Source organism: Nitrospira sp. MA-1, from assembly GCA_032139905.1.
GTDB lineage: Bacteria > Nitrospirota > Nitrospiria > Nitrospirales > UBA8639 > Nitrospira_E.
This window is the reverse complement of sequence record JAQJDB010000006.1, coordinates 801,914-822,078: the sequence shown is the minus strand read 5'-3', so window position 1 is coordinate 822,078 and position 20,165 is coordinate 801,914. Positions and strand designations below refer to the sequence as shown.

The following is a 20,165-nucleotide window of genomic DNA, read 5'->3' as shown; positions in this document are numbered from 1 at the left end:
CTGGAATTTTTCCACGAGAAAGGCATGTAATCATGGCCTACATTGAAAGCTTCATCGCTTAGATTCGCAAAAATCGTCTTCACAATGGCCACACGGTCGACGTCAAAGCAGAAAGACAAGGAGTAGAGACAATGGATTCACAATTTTGGATAACAGCCTGGAACGAAGGAAGGACAGCCTTCCACGGAGAACACTATCACGAAAAGCTGACGAAATACTTTCCTCAATTCAATCCTGGAAAGGGGCAGCGAGTACTCGTTCCCCTCTGTGGGAAATCAAAAGATCTTCTTTGGCTTCATGGGCTCAATCTTCATGTCCATGGAGTCGAATTGCATGCCCAGGCCGTGAATGACTTTTTTTCAGAAAATGGCCTCTCATCCCCTCAGATAGCCCAAGATCAAGATTTCACCCATTACACCCACGAAAATATCATCATCAGTTGCGGGGACTTTTTCAAACTCAATGAACACCACTCTTACGATTACATTTACGATCGGGCCGCACTCGTGGCTCTGCCAGCCCCAATGAGAAATGGGTACGCGCAAGTTATCAAGCAATCCCTGAAGCCCGGGGGGAAATACCTTCTCATCGTCTATGATTATGACCAATCAAAAATGGAGGGGCCTCCTTTTCATGTTGGTGGCAAAGAAATTCATGATCTGTACGAAGATCAATTCACCATTACTTTGAAAGAAAGCCAAAAGCCAAAAAATGAAGGAACAAGACTCTCCGCCATAGACAGCCTTCACCAGACAGTCTATGTCCTTGAAAAGATCCTGTGAAACTCTCCGCTAAATGGGTACCATCGAAAAAATCTTTGACGGACAACCATTTTTCGCCTCGCAGAATTGTCACCCAACCCTGGACCCCCGTCCAAACCCTCCACGCCTGGCACACCCTCCAGGCAGTCCCCACCTAAGTTATCCTTCCGATCCCACAGCGGCGTTGTCATTCTGAGCCAGGGCGAAGAATCTAGCCCAACCTGCAGACAACCTCGTCTCCCTGAACATCTTCCTTTCCGCAATCCCTCACTAAAAATTTTTCCTTACGCCATCTCCGACATTTTTACCAGGGATCGATTTTTTAGTTTTATCATTTCTGTGAGCCATAGGCCGTATCATTCCTGCCAGTCTTTGGCAGGAATCTCTCGTCAAATCATTCCCCCAAAACCCATCTGTACATTAATGTAAGGGTTGGCTATTCTGGCATCTAAAAATAAGAGGAATTCCACTGGCTGACCCATGGCAAGCAAATTCCCCACAAAAACAAAAAAAGGACAGCGCTACACGATGATCGGCTTCGAACAGAAGCTCAGGCCCGCTGACGTCGCCCCATGCGCGACACACTATTGTCAAACTCATCTTCGGTGAACTGCGAGTGCGCAATGTTGAGTAAAAAAGGAGTTTGTCCACGTGAATGATTGTATCCATATTTATTGTGACGAATCGTGTCATTTGGAAGGTGATCGCCAAAAAGCCATGGCGCTTGGAGCCACTTGGTGTCCAGCTTCTTATCGAGCTGCACTCAGCCGAAAAATAAAGGCTATACAAAAACGATTTGGCCTCTCGCCAGTCTTTGAGATTAAATGGACGAAGGTCTCGCCTGGTCGTCTTGATTTTTATTTGGCTTTGGTTGATCTATTTTTCGATGAACCGCTACTTCGATTCCGAGCCGTCGTGGTGCCGGACAAGTCATTATTGGATCATCATCGCTTCAATCAGTCTCATGACGATTTTTACTATAAGATGTGGTACCTACTCTTGACGCATTTAGTGGATGACAAACATTTGTTTCGTGTTTTTCTCGATATTAAAGACACTCACGGGCAGGAGAAAGTTCGCAAACTACATGAAGTACTCTGCGATTCACACTATGATTTTGATAGGCAAAAAATTTCAGACATCGAGCAGGTACACTCACACGATGTACCATTGTTGCAGATAGCGGATTTGCTGACTGGTGCCCTTGCACATTTGCATCGAGACATCCATGGTTCCCCGGCAAAACAAGCAATTATTGATCAAATACGCAAAAGAAGTGGACATAATCTCTTGTTCTCTACCCCACCTCGTGTTGAAAAGTTTAATGTTCTCGTTTGGCGCCCAAAGGATAATGCATGAATAGCCCACCGAGGGTATTTCCGTTTCAAGGGGAATGGAAAACTTATGTGGACTTGATTTACAAGGCGTTTCTTGACTCCTTTGTACGGACCGAACTCCAGTTTCGTGGATGGCGGGTTACAGCTAAGCGGCACCCCGAAACACAAGGGAAGGGATTTAGTTTTTGGCATACGATTTCGGAAGCACCGGATCCAAAAAACCGGAACGAGGTCGACCGAATCCCCAACTTCCGAAGATGTGAACGTATCCTCTGGATTCGGTGGGTTATCGAGAATGCCGACAACCAGGGATTCCACTGGTGGGAAAACCGGCGTGGCCAGGATACGCATGTTGTGATTTGGGCAAAAGACTACGACTTTGCGGTCATCCTTGGTAAGCGTAATAATTACTACGTTTTGAAGACCGCCTACGCAGAAATCAAACCACATAGGCAGCAAACTTTCGAAAATGAACTGACGGCCTATTGGAAAGCCCAAAAAAGCTGAAGCCCCTTGGCATTGCTGCCAAAGGGCCTCGGATGCTCCTTCTACACATGGTAGATGAGACTATTATACATTATAGTTATCGACGGATCGTAAAGCAAATTGAGCGTTTCTCAAATTATTACTTCTTCCTGACTGAGTAAGGGAGCCGATATTCTTCATTATACTTTATCCTCCATATTTCAGAATTCCCAACACAAACCTATATGAACAGATTGAATATTAGCCCCCATTATTCAATATATCTCTTTAATAATCCGCAGAGGGCACTATAGGGCAATATGTAAGATGGGAATTTCAAAAGAATTCCCAGTCTGCGAAGGTCTGCCCTCGACAGTCAGGTTCGGGGGGATGTGTGGCTCGAGCAGGAGACGGACCGACTGACAATGCGGCAGATGTGTGATCTCTTTGATTCTTCCATCGACAACATCGATCTGTACCTAAAAAATATCTTTGCAGACGGGAAGTTGGAGGAAGCCGCAAGTACCGAGAATTTCTCGGTAGTTCAATCTGAAGGCCACCAGCGGCAACTCTTAAGAATTTCTTAGTCCTTCAAACCTGAAGGAAAATGGCCAATACGCTGCAAACACTCAAACATTAAAATCAAGGCACCAATTCAGTCTGTGCAAAATTTGCACAAACTGATGTGATCAGAAAAATCAACCAGAGCGATTTGATGCTCCGTCTGATCCTCATTCTGCTGGAAGCAGTCAGGGTCATGAATCCCTTTACCGAATTCGTAGTTGAAGATGCCGCACTCGTGGCCATGACCCTGATGATCGCGGAAAGCCGTCCGGAAGAAAAGGACGTGTTGGTACGCATTGTCATGCACCTCCTTTGTCAACACGATCCATTATGAGCACCGACACAGCAGACACTTTCTGTGCTGATTGCCACACTAGACGTTAGACGGCAATGCCAGGTGGATTTGGCTGGACTGTACCTATTTTTTATTTCCTCGTTCTGAATGGAATTCATAACCATGGATTTGACACCCAATATGACCGGAGTTTTCTTTGACTGTTGTACTCCACGCAGAGAATAGTCTGGCGCTTGGCTGGACACTCAATTGAAAATTTGTCGGGCAAGTGCGTGCCTCATTCCCTATACAAAATTCGGCTTGTGGCTCCTTTTATATCTACTGTCTCGTAATTCCCACCCTGGGTAAAGCATGTTGGGCAGGGACCACGGTCACCCTCATTTTACCTTTATCACTTTAAGTGGAAAGGGAGCTTAATCTTACATTAGAACCCAGCTTGAGGCTTAACAAGCACAGCACCCTCTCCCAAAACTCCTTTTGATACACCACTTCCTTGCCTCAAATGTAAAAAGTGTCTCAACTCAGCACCTGTACAAAATGGGTCAAAAAAAACCTGATTCCGATCTTTGCTGACCCGGGCAGCGGGTGCATCCCCTGAAAACGCTAAATACAACAGTTCTTTATCGATAAAATTCGATCTCCACAATTTTGAAGATGAGTCCCCTGAGATGGATTCGGATGTGTTGGATGTGGCAGTTTGGCTTTGTCCGATCCCCTCCAAGCCTTGTATAATCGGACGACAAGACGCCCGATACCCTTTCACTAAAATTAGGAATAACAGGTGAGCCCTCATACCCGGGATACCGGCTTAGAAACTCTTTGGGAAGAAATCCGCCGATTCATGGGAGTCTGTCCGTCCTTTTTCCGGTTGGCCAGCCCTGAGCCGATCGTCGCCCGGGGCCTTTTCGATCTGGCCAAATTCGCCTATTTGGAAAGCCCACTTCCCTCAAGCTTCAAGGAAAAGCTCTTCACCTATCTTTCCCGATTCTGCGGGGTCCGGTATTGCGTGACACGACATGCCGCATTTTTGTTGGGACGAGGGAACATCGCCGGCGACCCAACCTGTCCTCCTCTTACACCCGAAGAAGTCATCACCTTGCTCAGCGAGCCGTTTCCCGAGGACGAACAACTTTCCGATACCCTGTCCGCCCTTGCAACCATGGATGCTCCCCTAAAGGACTGGCCGGCTCACGATTCGATGGTAGAGCAACACCTGCGCATCGCCTGCGCGATGATTTTTCTGGAACCGGGACACTCCACCGCATGGTGCACTGCCCTTCGGCGACTTTTGGGACCTTCGCAATTCGAATGGCTTTTGCTTTTTCTCGCCTTTGTGCGGACCGCGCATTTTTGGACAGAAGTTCATGCATCGTATGATGCCATGATACCGATGGCGAGTGAACAGTCTTCCCCCGGGGATGATGCCGTCCTCGATCAGACTCCTCAACTGGTTTTCGAAGAGGACATAGAAATTCTCTTTCGGGAGCAGCAAGCACTGGTCGAACCTCTCCTACAGAAAATGCAGGACGCCACACGGTTCGAACTCGGATCACAGCTCCATGCCGAGTTGCAGGAATTACGCACCACTCACCGGCTCGCACAAGCTTTAAAAAAAAGTGAGGCTCTCCTTCGCGACTTATACGAGAATGCCCCGGATATGTTTTTTTCCGTTGATGCCGAGACAGAGCGCGTGGTTGAGTGCAATCGGACCCTTCTGGAAAAGACCGGGTTTTCCCGCGAAGAGGTCATCGGCAGATCCGTTTTCGAACGGTATACCAAGGACTCTCTCCCGAACGCCCTGAAATCCTTTGAACACTTCCGCCAATTTGGAGTCGAACACAATGCGGAATTGCAATTGCGGACTCGTGAAGAAAAGACGATTGATGTCAGCCTGAATACCACGGCCGTGCGTGATGCGTCTGGACGTATTATCTCCAGCCGCTTGATCTGGCGGGATATCAGCCAACAAAAATCCCTTGAAGACCAACGGCGTCTCATATTTGAAGCCTCCCCCAATGGCATGCTGGTGGTGAACCAGAAGGGACACATTCTTTTTGCCAATTCACGAATAGAGGAATGGTTCGGATATCCCCGCGAGGAGCTAATTGGAAAGCCATTTGAAGGTCTTATTCCCGCGCAATTTCGAGTCCACCAGGCCGGCGCGCGATCTGGCTTCGTCTTGATTCCTTACGTCGAATCCATGGAACCCGATCCTGAGTTTCGTGGGCGTGGTAAAGACGGAAGGACCATCCCACTCACAATCAGGCTCGATCCGATGGGGAAGGAAGACGATGAAACGACATTGGTGACGATGACGAATATTACCGAACGCCAACGGGACAGGGAAACCATTCGCCAGTCGACCATCGCGCTTCATGAACAATTGTCTCTCAACAAAACCATCACCGATAATACCTCGACCAGCCTGCTTATGATTGATACCGCCGGACGAGTGACCTTTGCCAATCCCTCCACGGAAATCGTGATGGGGTTCAAACCTGAAGAGCTGATTGGCCGGGTTTTGCATGAAATGGTCCACCATACCCGTCCAAATGGATTCCCATTTCCCATAGAAGAATGTCCCCTGGCCGGGATATCTCTCTTAAGAGAGACTCTGACCAATCATGAAGACGTATTCATCCATAAAGATGGCCATTTTTATCCTGTACGCTGCAACACCAGGCAGATTTTCAAGCAAGGGGAGCGGATAGGTAATGTCATCGAAGTTCTGGATATTACAGACCTGAAACGGGCCGAGAAGGACCGGCAACTTTTTACGCTGGAATTGGCGAGACAGGTCAATGATCGAACCGAGGAGCTCGTCAATTCTCAGAAACTGTTACGGGAATTAGCGGCCGCCCTCAATTTGACCGAACAACGGGAACGGCAACGTATTGCGACGGAACTTCATGATTACCTCAGCCAACTACTAGTGGTGTGCCGCTTGAAACTGGGCCAGATCAGCCCAGCCTCCGGCATGGACTCTGAAAGCTCCGATCTGGTCAAAGAAACCGAAGAGGTCCTCGATCAAGCCCTCACCTACACAAGAACGCTCGTCGCGGAATTAAGCCCTTCGGTCTTATTTGAATTTGGATTGCTGGCGGCCTTGCAATGGTTGGCCGGTCAAATGATCCATCATGGCCTGAAAGTAGAAATGACCTGCGAGGGCATTCAAGACTGGAAGGTCCCGGAGGAACAGGCGATTTTGTTGTATCAATCGGTCCGCGAACTGTTTCTCAACGTGATAAAACATGCCGACACGGACCGCGCCACACTCACACTTCGCAAAGAGGAGGGGGTGCTACATATTTCCGTCCGCGACGAGGGTAAGGGGTTTCATCCCCCCAAAGGAACTGCCACCCAGCCTTTCACGGACCAAGCGATGAAATTTGGCCTGTTCTCGATTCGCGAACGCATGATTACCCTTGGAGGAACATTCGAAATTGAATCACTGCCTGATCATGGAACCACGGCCCGCCTCATTGTACCCATCGCGTTAAAGTTGGAAAAGGGTCCTACACTACAACAGGATACGGACGGGCAGAACATCGATCCAACCAGGGTCGATCAATCGCTTCCGGAGGCAGGCGATCTCCCAAAGATCAGTACAAAAAACCAAATTCGCATTTTAATCGTCGATGACCATGTGATGGTGCGGGAGGGATTAAGGAAAATGTTGGAGAGCCATGAAGACCTGGAACTGGTGGGGGAAGCCGGGAACGGGGAAGAAGCCATCGATCTAGTTGAACGCCTGAAACCTGCCCTGGTGATCATGGATGTCAATATGCCACGACTGAATGGGATTGAGGCCACATCGCGCATAAAAGCGCATCATCCGGATATCATTATTATTGGATTATCTGTCAATGCCGGTGGAGAAAACCAACGAGCTATGCTCAAGGCCGGAGCGGTCGCCCTCTTGCCAAAAGAAGCTGCTGTCGCCGATCTCTATCAAATGATTACAACCGTCATGACGTCACAGCCATAGGTGGTCTTCTGATAGTTGGCAGAACGACCTGTGAGTTGCGCTCAGACTGCACGGGGTTTCTTGGAATGCTATGATGGCATACAACTTGATTGACTGAATTATTTAATCACATTCTGAAAGGAAATCATGACTATGAATCTGCCACGCATGATGATCGGAGTTTCTTTAAGTGTTGCGCTCTTCGCAGGGACCGGCTTGGCCACCGAACCGGCCGAGGTGGAGAAATTTGTGAAGTCCCGTATTGAGATCGGCGAGATGATGACGAACTATTTTAAGGGTGGAAAGGGATACGGGGACGGTCAACGACCCTCGCCCGAGGCCATGAAAGAAATGGGCGCGGATATCAATACCAAACTGAGTGCGTTATTGGCAAAGCATAATTTGACGATTGAGGAATATCGCCAGCGCAGCCCTGAGGTGTTCGCCGATGAGGCGGCCGTAAATGGGTATCTCAACGAGCATCCTGATCTGAAAGCACGCTACGATGCTCTCCCGTTGGGCAGCATGAAAGGCGGGAGCACCGGGCGGGGGTACTGAGACCTCCCATGATTTGTAAGTAGTACTCTGCTGTTGGAAAAATTCAACGGGCGCTATGAATGTGACCAAGGCACGGGGGCATGATCACACCTGTCGGTAACGATGCCAATCCATTTTTCCAGTGACGAATCCGATGTTTCCATGTAAGATATTTTTATGAAATTGAAAACGTCCGATCCAAGTTTTATTGACTCACGCCGTCCCAGTCAACTTGGCGAAAGGCTTGCGAAACACAAGATTGACGCGGCTCGAAAACTCACCCCTGAACAGCGGTTGCTCCTCGCTCTTGAACTGTCCGATGCGGCTACCGCTCTCCAACGCGCATGTTCCAAAAAAAGGTATCCGACATTTTTTCCCGCTCTATGAGTATCTGCCACAGAACCATATTTCCGGGGGAAAGCGGAGACCATTCAGGATTTATGGTTTTGGCCTTACAGCTTAATGATAAGTATCGGAAATCCAATTTAGGGGTGGATCTCTGGTAGGTGAATCTCTCGTACGTATGTACCCGGTTTTCGTGTCAAAGTGATGTTCTGTATTGCCGGTTCTCGGCCCGGCAGCCGAGCCCTTTTTGTTTCGGCAAAAGGAGCCAAAACCATTGACGCCCCGTATGACCTTATTAGACCGAACGGATGCCAGCCTGTGGAGGCGGACAAACTCGCGGAGTTTATCCTGAGCCATATCGAAGGACTCAAACAAGGCTCGCTGGCACATGAGAGCGTCCATCTAGAGGGCCGGACGGCAGGCGTCGGAACAGGGGAAACGAACCTTTCCAGAACACATATGAAAGAGCGAGGAACCCTTTACACGGAGGTAGTTGAATCCCATGAACGATGAGCAGCCGGCTAAGGTCTGCGCCAGTCTCATAGAGGGTATGCAGAGTCTCCAGCTTTCCACCGTCGGGGTCGACGGCATTCCCCACTGCAGCTATACGCCCTACTTGCACCGGGCTCCGGACAGTTTTTACATTTTTGTCAGTCAACTCGCCGCGCATACCCGTCATCTGCTGGCAAACGGGACTGTCGCGATCATGATCATCGCCGATGAACAGTCGACGTCACAGATTTTCGCCCGGACGAGGGTGAATTACGTGTGTGATGCCAAACATATCCCACCCAACAGTCCCGATTACGAGTCGGTGCTGGACGACTATGAGCAACGGCATGGCAAGATGGCAGGCCTGTTACGGCAGTTGCCGGACTTTGTCCTATTTCACCTGCACAAGAAGAGTGGACAGTTTGTGATGGGATTTGGAAAAGCGTACACCCTGTCTGGAGAAGACTTGTCGGTCTTCGACCATGCCCGTACTGGATAGTTTGATTAATCAATTGGCCGGCCTCTATTCCAGCCCTAAACGCTTTTCTGTACTTTACAGGAGAGTGAGGGTTCGCTATCCTTGCTTCAAGGCCGACGCAAACTTCCGGATAATTTTTCAGGATCGATCTATCAAAAAAAGAAATCATTCTCCCATTAGGTTTTCTCCCTAAGGCCTGAGCCTCCATCCCTTCCAGCACCTTCCACCCCTGAGCAAGTCTGGCCTCAGCGGTGGCAATCTATCCAGTGCGAATGGTTGAGATTTTCTTTGCAGGTCCCTCCCTTGCGGTTGGGTACCAAGTGATGGGAGAAGCGTGAATGGGTGCCAGGGAAATCCCACGCGAGAACCTTCCCGGTTCGCCCTATCTATGGGGGAAAACAACCTTATTACACAGAATGTAGATAATGGAGCACACTATGCAACGGAAAAATTGAGAACCTCATGCCATGGGCACGAGATACCGGAAACACAAGTTTAACTGATGAAATATTATTTGAATCGCTTCCCCATAGAAATAACATAACTCACCACCCACTCAATATCAGGAAAACACGATGGACAAATTATCCAAGCCCCAGTTTTTTAACCCCTGGCATCATGCCAGCCCAGGCGACAAGATTCCCGAATTTGTCAATGGAATTATTGAAATTCCAAAAGGCACCAGAGCAAAGTATGAATTAGACAAAGAGAGTGGCCTGCTAAGACTCGACAGGGTGTTATATTCTTCCGTCTATTACCCTGCCAATTACGGATTCATTCCGCAATCGTATTGTGAAGACAAAGACCCCCTGGATATTCTGATTATTTCACAAATTGATGTGGTTCCGATGTGTATTGTGCCGGCCAAAGTCATCGGGGTCATGCGCATGCTTGATAACGGAGAGGCCGATGACAAAATCATCGCGGTTGCGGCAGGCGATCCCAGTGTCAGTCACATTAAAGATATTTCAGAACTGCCACAGCACTTCATTTCCGAAATGCGCCATTTCTTTGAAGAGTACAAGACCCTTGAACACAAAGCGGTCGTGGTGGAGGAATTTTTAGAGAAAAAAGTCGCTCAAAATATTCTGAATCAAAGCCTGCACATGTATAAAGATTTGTTCTGAAACACGGCATTCCCTGTTGGACCCACGGCCGACAGGCCGGATGAAGTCATAGTGGACCTTTCCGGCCGTCGCCTCATGCAGCAGGATATTCAATCCGGAGTTTGCGGAAAATCTCGAGCCCCCAACAACTGGTGGAATCGTGAGTATTTTCCATTTCCCTTCTCACGCCGCAGGCTTGAGCAGGACCTTGATCCAGCCGTTTTCCCGCGCATCGAAATGCCGATACGCTTCCGGGGCCTCCCGAAGAGGCAACTCGTGGGTGACGAGGAACGAGGGCTTGGCTTTACCGGCCTCAATGAGATTGCATAATCGGCGATTATATGCCTTCACGTTGGCTTGCCCGGTTCCTATCCGCTGTCCCTTAGACCAGAAGAGCCCCCAGTCGAATGCCAACTGTCCCTTTTGAGCCAATGCATCGAATGACTTGGGGTCTTCAGGCATAAACACGCCCACCACACCAATGCCGCCGGTCGCTCGCACTGATCCTACAAGATTATTCATAGTCATATTGGCCTGCTCATGACCCTGAGGGGTATGAGCATGATATCCCACGCACTCACATCCCGTATCCGCTCCCTCTCCGCCGGTTAGCTCAAGGACCTGATCAACCGGACAAACCTTCGAGTCGTCAATGGGAATAGCACCGATTTTCTCGGCCAGTCGTAATCGATCTGGGTGACGATCCACAATCATGACCTTACTGGCGCTTTTGAGGATCGCCGAATAGGCCGCCAGCAGCCCAACCGGACCGGCGCCATAAACGACAACCGAGTCGCCCGGCTGAACGCCAGCCATCTCCGTCGCATGGTATCCGGTAGGGAAAATGTCCGAAAGCATGACATAGTCGGCTTCCTTTTCCTGTGCATCCTCAGGCAAACGCAAACAATTGAAATCACCGTAAGGAACACGCAAGTACTCCGCTTGTCCACCCGGATACGGACCCATTCCCGCATAACCATAAGCTCCACCAGCGGTTCCCGGATTGACCGTCAGACAGAACGCAGTCAAACCTCTCTCGCAGTTTTTGCAAAATCCGCAACTGATGTTGAAGGGCAGACACACACGCTCGCCAACCTGGACCTGTGTGACCCCCTTGCCGACCTCGATCACCTCGCCAAGGTTCTCGTGTCCGAACACCGTGCCTGACTCGACCGCCGTCCGTCCTTCGTACATGTGTTAATCAGACCCGCAAATATTGGTCGTCGTCATTTTCACGAGCACATCCGTCGGTCGCTCGATTTTTGCGTCGGGCACCTCTTTCACACTGACATCTTGGGGACCGTTATACACGACTGCTTTCATGGCATAATTCCTTCCTCTGTTTGTGAGGGATATTCCAATTTGTGTGAGAGGCACAGCCGCTGCCACAGGGAATGGTGGACGACATTATCGGCAAACCACATCTGAAGCTCGAGGGAGTCAATAAACATAGTATTAGAGAGGAAACAGGCTGAAGATGGCACTGAGAAGAACCCTGGCTGACCCAAATAAGTAACTCTCCGCCTACGTTTTCCACGTTTCTTTGGTCTTTTGGATAAAATCCAGAATGAATTGAAAATTTTGGGCATTGTCCACTAACGGACAGGACTGAGAAAATTTGATCATACAAATGAAGGCTGTCTATACACGCCTGGTATGGGAACAGGCGGAGGACGGTTTATGAACTGGCATGGCTGCTTATGAAGAAGAGTCAACAACGTTAGGAGGCGGGAATGAAAGACCAACCATTTCTCACAGACGTGAAAACCTTACGCAAACGCGCAAGAGAACACATCGAAAAAGGAGCGGTGACCCAGGGTTATGCGGCCGACCGGGACACGGTCATTAAGCTACTCAATGAAGCCCTGGCAACTGAAATCGTCTGTGTCCTCAGATATAAGCGGCATTATTACATGGCATCGGGAATTCATGCTCAGAGTGTGGCGGCGGAGTTTCTTCAACATGCCAATGAAGAGCAGGGTCATGCGGACCAATTGGCGGAGCGGATAGTACAACTGGGTGGCGAACCGAATCTCTCTCCGGATGGCATGCTGATGCGTAGTCATTCCGAATATGTGGAGGGAACATCCCTGGTCGACATGATCAAGGAGGACCTGGTGGCAGAGCGTGTTGCCATTGATAGCTATCGGGAAGTGATCAATTATCTGGGCACAAACGATTCGACATCCCGCCGAATGCTGGAGGGCATTTTGGCTGTCGAGGAAGAGCATGCTGATGACCTCGTCTCGCTTCTGGAGGAAATGGGTTCCTAAAGTTTGGCTATGAGAGAGACAAAGGAACGGGACATATGGATTGTAATCCTGATGGGTGTCTCTGGTTCGGGAAAGACGACCATTGGTCAACTCCTGGCCAGAGATCTCGGATGGTCATTTTACGAAGGTGACAATTTCCATTCACAAAAGAATGTAGCTAAAATGCGTGAGGGGCTGCCTTTGAATGACGAAGATCGGATTCCCTGGCTCCAGGCTTTGCATAACCTTGTTCTTGACCTGATCACGAAGGCCCAGCGCGCCGTGATTACGTGTTCCGCTTTAAAGCAGACTTACCGCGAGTGGTTTACCGATGGCCAGCCCCAGATGGCAATAGTGTATTTGCGAGGCAATTACACACTTATCCATCGACGGCTGCAATCCCGAACAATGCACTTTTTGAAAGCCGACCTGTTAGCCAGTCAGTTCGAAGCGCTCGAAGAGCCTCACGACGTCCCATTCGTTGATGTTTCTCAAGCACCTGAAGTGATTGTGGAGCAAATTAAAAGAATGCTGCCCTTACATCCGGCATGACATCTCTGCGATGTCATGATAAGAACTAAAAATGAGAGGTATGTTGAGCCCGGATGCAGAGGTTGACCATGAGCGAGGTCATTTTCCTATGACATCTATCAGAGCATTAGGACATTCTGGGGGATTGGTCTTTTTCCTTTTTCCACTTATACCAGATGGTTTCATTGCTCCCATGCGGATAGATTAACCGCTTCAGCACAATGTAGGGCCGCCACAGATAGCGGCGGTATCGCCTATTTAAGTTCGACCGTTGGGCCAACTGCTGCTCCTTCTCGGATAACATCTGCGGTTGAAAGGTGTGTTTGTGTTTATACAGATGATAGAGATCCTCCCGAATCAACACGTGAAAGATCTTGTCAGTCAGCGTACCGACCCATCCTTGTCGAACAGGAATAGGCAGACAAATTTGAAAATCGATGAGATAAGGCTTTCCCTCCGTCGAACAAATGATATTCCCCCGTTTGTTCAAGTCCGCATAAAAAATGCGCCGGCGATGGACCGCCTGAACAATGACCCGTAACTGATCAAAAAAATCGGGAGCCAGCGATGTGGCATACTTTGCAATGACGGGATCCCCCACCACCACGTTAAATTGGTCCTGAATACGCCGTTCTATTTCATGAAGCGTATGTCCTTCAATAAACCGATGAAAATACCCTCGTTTCCCATATCGCGGTCCTAACGCTGGAATGCCCGGAAGATCGGCCACCATTTGATAGATTCGATATTCCCGCCTGGAGATCCAGCCCGTTAGGGGGCGAAACAGCCAGCCCAGCACAAATCGAAAGTCGCTCAGCTTGAGGACATACCCTTCATCCGCCTGGTTCTTATAGAGGAGGTTGCGTGAAAAGAAATCATCTTTCAGAATACGCTGAAAGGCATAGAGTTGCCCCTCAATCATAACGTGGGATGGATAGACAGGCATCAGGCTTCCCGCACTGACATCGAACTCCCTATTCCTTGCGAGTTGAACAACCCGGAGAAGATTTGCACAATGTATCGCAATTGACCAGGATTTTCATCCTTTGATTCACACTTAGGAGCGGTCATTGCTCCATGCAACTGCTCCTTGCAACCACGGGCAGCTTGCTCAGACTCGGGGAATAATGACCTGGACTAGCCTTATTCGAATTCTCCAGGTATAAATAGAAAACTCACCTGATCCCGGCACCTTCGAGCCTTCACGAGGCCCTTGTGTCATAGTATGATTGCCTTCGGACCGCAGGTTGTGCCCATTCGATTGGTCATCAATACTCAACGTTTTTGAGCCGACAAAAAAACCATGCCCTATCAGCCCATTGAAAACTACGGCCTGATCGGAAACATGCAGACGACCGCCCTGGTCGGCATGAACGGGTCCATCGATTGGTTCTGCTATCCGTATTTCGACTCTCCCAGCGTGTTCTGCGCCATTCTGGATGATGCCAAGGGTGGGCGGTTCAAGGTTGCTCCTGTTCCTGACGGAGTCAAATCCAAACAATATTATTGGCCCGATACCAATGTCCTCGTGACCCGGTTTCATACTCCGGCAGGAGTCGGGCGGGTGATCGATTTTATGCCGGTCGGGTTTCGCACCACTGACTGCATCCGGGACGGGTTGATCCGCCGGGTGCAAGCCATTAGAAAATCGATGACGTTTCGTCTCGAATGCCGTCCGGCATTCAACTATGGTCGAGATACCCATACGCTCACGATCACCAAAGATGGAGCTCGATTTCAAACCTCCCGCCTGACACTTCGACTGGGATCCACCATTCCACTGACGCAGGACGGCGACATGATCATTACCGAGTTCACCCTTCAAGAAGGGGAAGAAGTCGATTTTTGTCTGCAAGAGATCGAATCCGGTCATACCCAGGCCACCTCCTCCTGCCCGGAAACCCAAGCGGAAGAGTTATTTAAACACACGGTCGACTATTGGCGTCGTTGGCTATCCCAATGCACATACACCGGTCGCTGGCGGGAAATGGTCCACCGCTCGGCTTTAGTTCTTAAATTGTTAACGTTCCAGCCGACCGGGGCAATTGTCGCCGCTCCGACCTGCAGTCTTCCTGAAGAGATCGGCGGCGTTCGAAACTGGGATTACCGCTATACCTGGATCCGGGATGCCGCATTTACCTTATATGGCTTATTACGTATCGGTTTCACCGAAGAAGCCTCGGCCTTCATGCAGTGGCTGGAAGCCCGCTGTCATGAATTGAATCCTGACGGATCCTTACAACTGATGTACAGCATCGAGGGACGCCATCAACTCACCGAGGAAACATTGGATCATCTCGAGGGCTATCGGGGCTCACGCCCCGTCCGGGTGGGGAATGGTGCCTACAACCAACTCCAACTCGATATTTACGGGGAATTAATGGATTCGGTGTATCTTTATAATAAATACGGCACACCCATTTCCTACGATCTCTGGAAACATCTTCGGCGCATGATCAACTGGGTGTGCGACAACTGGCAACGCACGGACGAAGGCATATGGGAAGTCCGAGGGGGCCAGCAACATTTTGTCTATTCCAAATTGATGTGCTGGGTGGCCTTGGACCGTGGGCTGCGCCTGGCCGAAAAACGGTCCTTCCCGGCCGACCGCGAGCGATGGTTAAAGACCCGGGATAATATCTATGAAGAAATTATGGCCAAGGGATGGGATTCAGAACGACAAGCCTTTGTTCAGCGATATGGAAGCACTTCGTTGGATGCCGCGAATTTAGTGATGCCTCTCGTGTTTTTTGTGTCACCTACCGATCCCCGTATGCTCAAGACCCTGGATGCCATCAACCGGAAGCCGGAACAGGGTGGCCTGGTCTCCAACGGACTGGTCTACCGGTATAATTTAGCCGAAATTCAGGACGGGCTGGACGGAGAGGAAGGCACGTTCAATCTTTGTACGTTTTGGCTTGTAGAAGCCATGACGCGCGCTGGACAAGCGGATCGCAATCGCTTAGAAGAAGCCCGTCTTGTGTTTGAGCAAATGCTCGGTTATGCCAACCATCTGGGGCTTTATGCCGAAGAAACCGGCCATCACGGTGAGGCACTCGGCAATTTTCCGCAAGCCTTTACGCATCTCGCCCTCATCAGCGCCGCCTTCAATCTGGACCGGGCGCTAGGTAAGTAATCAGGTTAACGCCTCGTTTCCCCGCGCTCTCCCCTCTCCGGATCCGACTCCGCGATCCGGGCAACCATTGCCGAGTCCCTCAACATGATCCTACACTTCATCGATGCATGTGATCATTGGATGCGGAAACCTCTATCGAAAGGATGATGGAATAGGAGTCGTTGTGGCTCAACGGCTTCAGTCATATTATTCCAAACATCCCCAATCCGATCTTCAGATTGTTGAGGCAGGTACCAATGGGATCGATGTGCTCCTTCAGGCCCATGGCGCCAGTAAGCTGACCATTATCGATGCCTGCTCCAGCGGATCAGAACCGGGAACCGTCTTTCAGATCTCAGACCCTGACCTGATCAACCAGCCTTCTCCAAGTTTCAACCCACATAATTTTCGTTGGGATCACGCCGTCCAGACCGGCCGTATCATCTTTCAAGATGAGTTTCCTCAAGATATCACCGTCTTTCTCATTGAAGTCTTCGATACCACCTTTGGAGAAAATCTGAGCCAGCCTGTCGCCGCTTCCGTTGACAATGTTTGCGTCAGGATCAGATCTCTCACTCATTAGTCCGGTCATATCCCTCATCCGATTCAATAATCCGGACTCCGCCATTGGCTTGAGATACACTTCTTATCGTTTTTCACGAGGCCCTTCCAATCTCTGGAAATCGTTTCGGCACCCGCCTCAGGAGTTACGCAACTCCCCAAACGACAGACGTTCGGTTATGATTGACGCCACATTTATTGGACGGGCTCAAGTTGAAACCTTGGCCATCCATGTCGAGGACCTTGTTCAGGGAGTAAGCTCCCGGCCGCCCGTTTGGAACCTGCGCAGTGCTACCGCCTTCGCGGACGCGTCTTGAATGCCAACGGGGGCATTCAATTTTTTGCGACCTGCGCCAAACACCACATTGAACATTTTGTCCCGGATTTGATTGCGTGCCAGGCCCGCCTGGGTGTAATGAGGACCATTCTTGGCGCTCTGATGACATTGCCCTCAGGTTCGTCACTCTGGGATTAACCGCTACTTTCTCACCCCCTCATACTTTTCACCCTCCTCAAGACGACTTCAAACCTGCAACGGTTGTAGACCAACCGGCATCCGCATTACTCGGACACCTTATGGCCCATCAATTGTCTTTTGTATTTAGAAGGCCATAGGATAGGGGGACGGCCAAAACCAATCTGGAAGGAACATGCCAATGAGTCAACTCGTCCGTTTTGGGGTTTCTCTTGAAGAACCACTCCTTGCCGCATTTGATCAACACATCACTCGGAAAGGATACCAGAATCGCTCGGAGGCGATTCGAGACCTCATCCGCAATCAACTTGTCGGGGAAGAATGGGGCGGAAATAAGGAGACCGTCGGCACCATTACTCTCGTGTACGACCATCATCAATCAGATGTGCTGCAACAATTAACTCATCATCAGCACGAATACGGGAAGCAAATCATTTCGAATCTGCATGTGCATTTGGATCACGACCACTGTCTGGAAGTTATTGTGGTCAAAGGGCGAAGTTCGGCTCTCGTCGATTTAGCCAATCTGCTGATTAAAACCAAAGGGGTCAAGCATGGACAACTTACTATGACGACCACCGGAAAGGCCGTGAAATAGCGCTCCTTCATTCCTCCTTTCAAGATATTCCTTGCTCACCGCATGGCTTCCGATCCTCCCCATACCTCCTCTCTCCCTAACCCGCACAATTTTAAATTGACAATATTACCGGACCTTGCTACAAATCGTGTTACTTATTATTTTTTCGTGTCACCAACAGATTTACCCCTCTATCCTCTTCCTCAGTATCAACCCGATGGTTGCCCTATATCCCCACACACCTCATCCTGCCTGGTGGATACAGGTCTTCCTTCTCTTCAGTTTCTTGTGGGTGGATTCGGCATCAGGCCATGACCAGGAGGAGGTCACGGTTTTAGAGGAAGTGCAGGTCGTTGGAGAACGCCCTATCGCGGCATCCTCCAGCCGAATCATTCTGAATGAGGATATTCTGCTTCAGCCTCAAGGCCGGCCTGCCGATTTATTGCGGTTGGCTCCCGGTCTTATTACTTTGGAACATTCAGGCGGCGCCGGAAAGGCCGATCAGTTTCTCCTGCGCGGCTTTGACGCTGATCATGGCACAGACCTGGCCCTTCATGTGGATGGCATGCCGATCAACATGCGCAGCCATGCTCATGGTCAAGGATACGGGGACATCAATTTCATTATTCCGGAAACCATCGAAGAAATTACGGTAAAAAAAGGACCCTACCATGTGGAATATGGTGATTTTGCCACCGCCGGCGCTGCCAATTATGTCACCCGTGAGACAGTTCCCCAAACCGTGGTCCAATCCGCCGGAGGGAATTTTAATACCCAACGCCATCTGTTCATGACCTCTCCCACTCACAATAGATTCCGCACCCTTCTTGCGGGAGAATTTTATTACACCGACGGCCCCTATGATTTTGTCAATCGCAATACCCGATACAACGGACTGGCGAAACTAACGTTTGATCCCTCAGCCACATCGCAACTCAGTGTGACGCTTTCTCAATATTATGGACGATGGAACGGGTCAGGCCAGATTCCTTTGCGGGACGTGACGTCCGGAGGGGTAGACCGCTTTGGTTCCATTGATCCTTCAGAAGGCGGCAAATCGTTACGGAGCACCGGTCGATTGGATTACCATTACGATCTACCCGGCGGAGGGACAGTATTCGCCAATCTGTGGGCTCAATATTATTACCTGTCCCTGTTCAGCAACTTCACGTTTTATCTTAATGATCCAGTAAATGGTGACGGGATTGAACAGACCGACCGACGATGGTTGACCGGAAGTGATATCGGTTATCGGCAGATTTTTCGCCTGCTCGATTATGAAGGCACCATGACGGCAGGACTTCAGACACGCTTTGATCAAATCCAGGTGCGTTTGGGCACGCAACAGAAACGTTCGTCCCTGGCGATCACGCAGGAATCAGACATATTCGAGGCCTCCTATTCTCCCTATCTGAAATTGGACCTTCAATTCCTTCCCTGGATGCGATTTGTGGGAGGCGGTCGTGTTGATGTCTTCACGTATAATGTGAAAGATCGTTGCGGGGCGGATTGCTCAGAAAGACCAAACGGGACAGCCTCTAATGCCATCGCCAGTGGAAAAGCCAATCTCGTCTTTGGGCCCTGGTACCAGACGGAATTCTTCTTGAATGTTGGAACCGGTTTTCACAGCAATGATGCGCGCGATGCCGTGGAAAATCCATCGACTAACAGCTTAACCAGAGCTATTGGCTATGAAATCGGTATCAGGAGCCGCCCGTGGGCCTGGTCCGAATTTCTCGCCACATTTTGGCTGCTGGATCTGGGATCTGAATTGGTATTCGTGGGGGATGAAGGGACAACGGAACCGCGAGGAAAGACGCGTCGCCTGGGAACAGAATTCAGCTCTCGAATCACCCCTCTGGATTGGCTCACCATTCGAGGCGATGTTACGTATACGCATGCCGAGTTCCGAAAAACGGGGGATGCCGTCCCATTGGCGCCGCAGTTCACGGCGTTTTCATCCGTCACAGCCCGCTTTCCGATTGGACTATCGGGAACGTTGCAAATGTTGACCGTGGAAAGCCGTGCCGGCACGGAAGATGACAATGTGAAACTGGAACCATTTACGATTTTCGATCTGGTTCTTCGCTACAAAATCCCACTTGCGCCACCAACCGGACGCCTAGAGGCATTTTTTAGCATCCGCAATTTGACCGATACCGATTGGCGTCAGGCCCAGTTTTATTATGAGTCCCGTCTTCCGGGAGAACCCGCCGGAGGTGTTGCCGATATTCACTTTGTCCCCGGCACTCCACGGATGTTCATGGGTGGGCTGACGTGGTTTTTTCCGACATAACGGGCAGGACC

16 protein-coding genes and 1 pseudogene are annotated in these 20,165 nt (G+C 50.0%); 15 read left to right on the top strand and 2 right to left on the bottom strand.

Features of this window, described 5'->3' with window-relative positions; translation table 11 throughout:
* The first annotated feature begins 131 nt into the window (after positions 1 to 131).
* From tmpT to PJI16_11000, 9 genes are all read left to right on the top strand, one after another.
* On the top strand, positions 132 to 782 hold the full coding sequence (gene tmpT, locus PJI16_11040) for a thiopurine S-methyltransferase (GenBank protein ID MDT3778091.1): 651 nt from the start codon (positions 132 to 134) through the stop codon (positions 780 to 782).
* A 630-nt stretch (positions 783 to 1,412) separates the two neighbouring features.
* Positions 1,413 to 2,120: a DUF3800 domain-containing protein gene (locus tag PJI16_11035; GenBank protein ID MDT3778090.1), complete on the top strand. Its 708-nt coding sequence runs from the start codon at positions 1,413 to 1,415 to the stop codon at positions 2,118 to 2,120.
* Positions 2,117 to 2,605: a hypothetical protein gene (locus PJI16_11030; GenBank protein ID MDT3778089.1), complete on the top strand. Its 489-nt coding sequence runs from the start codon at positions 2,117 to 2,119 to the stop codon at positions 2,603 to 2,605. The genes PJI16_11035 and PJI16_11030 overlap by 4 nt, the downstream gene beginning before the upstream one ends.
* 673 nt (positions 2,606 to 3,278) lie before the next feature.
* A complete protein-coding gene (locus PJI16_11025) occupies positions 3,279 to 3,461 on the top strand; it encodes a hypothetical protein (protein ID MDT3778088.1) in 183 nt (60 codons plus the stop codon).
* Between the two features lie 742 nt (positions 3,462 to 4,203).
* The gene (locus PJI16_11020; GenBank protein ID MDT3778087.1) at positions 4,204 to 7,410 is read left to right on the top strand and encodes a PAS domain S-box protein; all 3,207 of its coding nucleotides are present in this window, start codon (positions 4,204 to 4,206) and stop codon (positions 7,408 to 7,410) included.
* Positions 7,411 to 7,536: 126 nt separating this feature from the next.
* Positions 7,537 to 7,947, top strand: a complete 411-nt coding sequence (locus tag PJI16_11015) for a hypothetical protein (GenBank protein MDT3778086.1) — start codon at positions 7,537 to 7,539, stop codon at positions 7,945 to 7,947.
* A gap of 156 nt (positions 7,948 to 8,103) precedes the next feature.
* On the top strand, positions 8,104 to 8,313 hold the full coding sequence (locus tag PJI16_11010) for a hypothetical protein (protein MDT3778085.1): 210 nt from the start codon (positions 8,104 to 8,106) through the stop codon (positions 8,311 to 8,313).
* Positions 8,314 to 8,773: 460 nt separating this feature from the next.
* The gene (locus PJI16_11005) at positions 8,774 to 9,262 is read left to right on the top strand and encodes a pyridoxamine 5'-phosphate oxidase family protein (GenBank protein MDT3778084.1); all 489 of its coding nucleotides are present in this window, start codon (positions 8,774 to 8,776) and stop codon (positions 9,260 to 9,262) included.
* Between the two features lie 554 nt (positions 9,263 to 9,816).
* Positions 9,817 to 10,368, top strand: a complete 552-nt coding sequence (locus PJI16_11000) for an inorganic diphosphatase (GenBank protein ID MDT3778083.1) — start codon at positions 9,817 to 9,819, stop codon at positions 10,366 to 10,368.
* A 162-nt stretch (positions 10,369 to 10,530) separates the two neighbouring features.
* Here the strand turns inward: PJI16_11000 and PJI16_10995 are convergent.
* Positions 10,531 to 11,670: pseudogene (locus PJI16_10995) on the bottom strand (glutathione-independent formaldehyde dehydrogenase).
* A 410-nt stretch (positions 11,671 to 12,080) separates the two neighbouring features.
* On the opposite strand from PJI16_10995, the gene PJI16_10990 reads away from it, so the two are divergent.
* Together PJI16_10990 and PJI16_10985 are read left to right on the top strand one after the other, a co-directional pair.
* Complete coding sequence (locus tag PJI16_10990; GenBank protein MDT3778082.1) at positions 12,081 to 12,620, top strand: ferritin-like domain-containing protein; 540 nt, start codon at positions 12,081 to 12,083, stop codon at positions 12,618 to 12,620.
* A 51-nt stretch (positions 12,621 to 12,671) separates the two neighbouring features.
* Positions 12,672 to 13,151 (top strand): gluconokinase, encoded by a 480-nt coding sequence (locus tag PJI16_10985; protein ID MDT3778081.1) that lies wholly within the window; start codon positions 12,672 to 12,674, stop codon positions 13,149 to 13,151.
* A 106-nt stretch (positions 13,152 to 13,257) separates the two neighbouring features.
* Here PJI16_10985 and PJI16_10980 read toward each other — a convergent pair whose 3' ends face one another.
* The gene (locus PJI16_10980) at positions 13,258 to 14,076 is read right to left on the bottom strand and encodes a hypothetical protein (GenBank protein MDT3778080.1); all 819 of its coding nucleotides are present in this window, start codon (positions 14,074 to 14,076) and stop codon (positions 13,258 to 13,260) included.
* A 357-nt stretch (positions 14,077 to 14,433) separates the two neighbouring features.
* Between PJI16_10980 and PJI16_10975 the strand changes: the two genes are divergently transcribed.
* The 4 genes from PJI16_10975 to PJI16_10960 all read left to right on the top strand — a co-directional run bounded on the left by PJI16_10975 (position 14,434) and on the right by PJI16_10960 (position 20,154).
* Positions 14,434 to 16,266: a glycoside hydrolase family 15 protein gene (locus PJI16_10975; protein MDT3778079.1), complete on the top strand. Its 1,833-nt coding sequence runs from the start codon at positions 14,434 to 14,436 to the stop codon at positions 16,264 to 16,266.
* A gap of 103 nt (positions 16,267 to 16,369) precedes the next feature.
* A complete protein-coding gene (locus PJI16_10970) occupies positions 16,370 to 16,828 on the top strand; it encodes a hydrogenase maturation protease (protein ID MDT3778078.1) in 459 nt (152 codons plus the stop codon).
* A gap of 634 nt (positions 16,829 to 17,462) precedes the next feature.
* On the top strand, positions 17,463 to 17,879 hold the full coding sequence (nikR, locus tag PJI16_10965; GenBank protein MDT3778077.1) for a nickel-responsive transcriptional regulator NikR: 417 nt from the start codon (positions 17,463 to 17,465) through the stop codon (positions 17,877 to 17,879).
* A 196-nt stretch (positions 17,880 to 18,075) separates the two neighbouring features.
* On the top strand, positions 18,076 to 20,154 hold the full coding sequence (locus PJI16_10960) for a TonB-dependent receptor plug domain-containing protein (GenBank protein MDT3778076.1): 2,079 nt from the start codon (positions 18,076 to 18,078) through the stop codon (positions 20,152 to 20,154).
* The last annotated feature ends 11 nt before the right edge of the window (positions 20,155 to 20,165 follow it).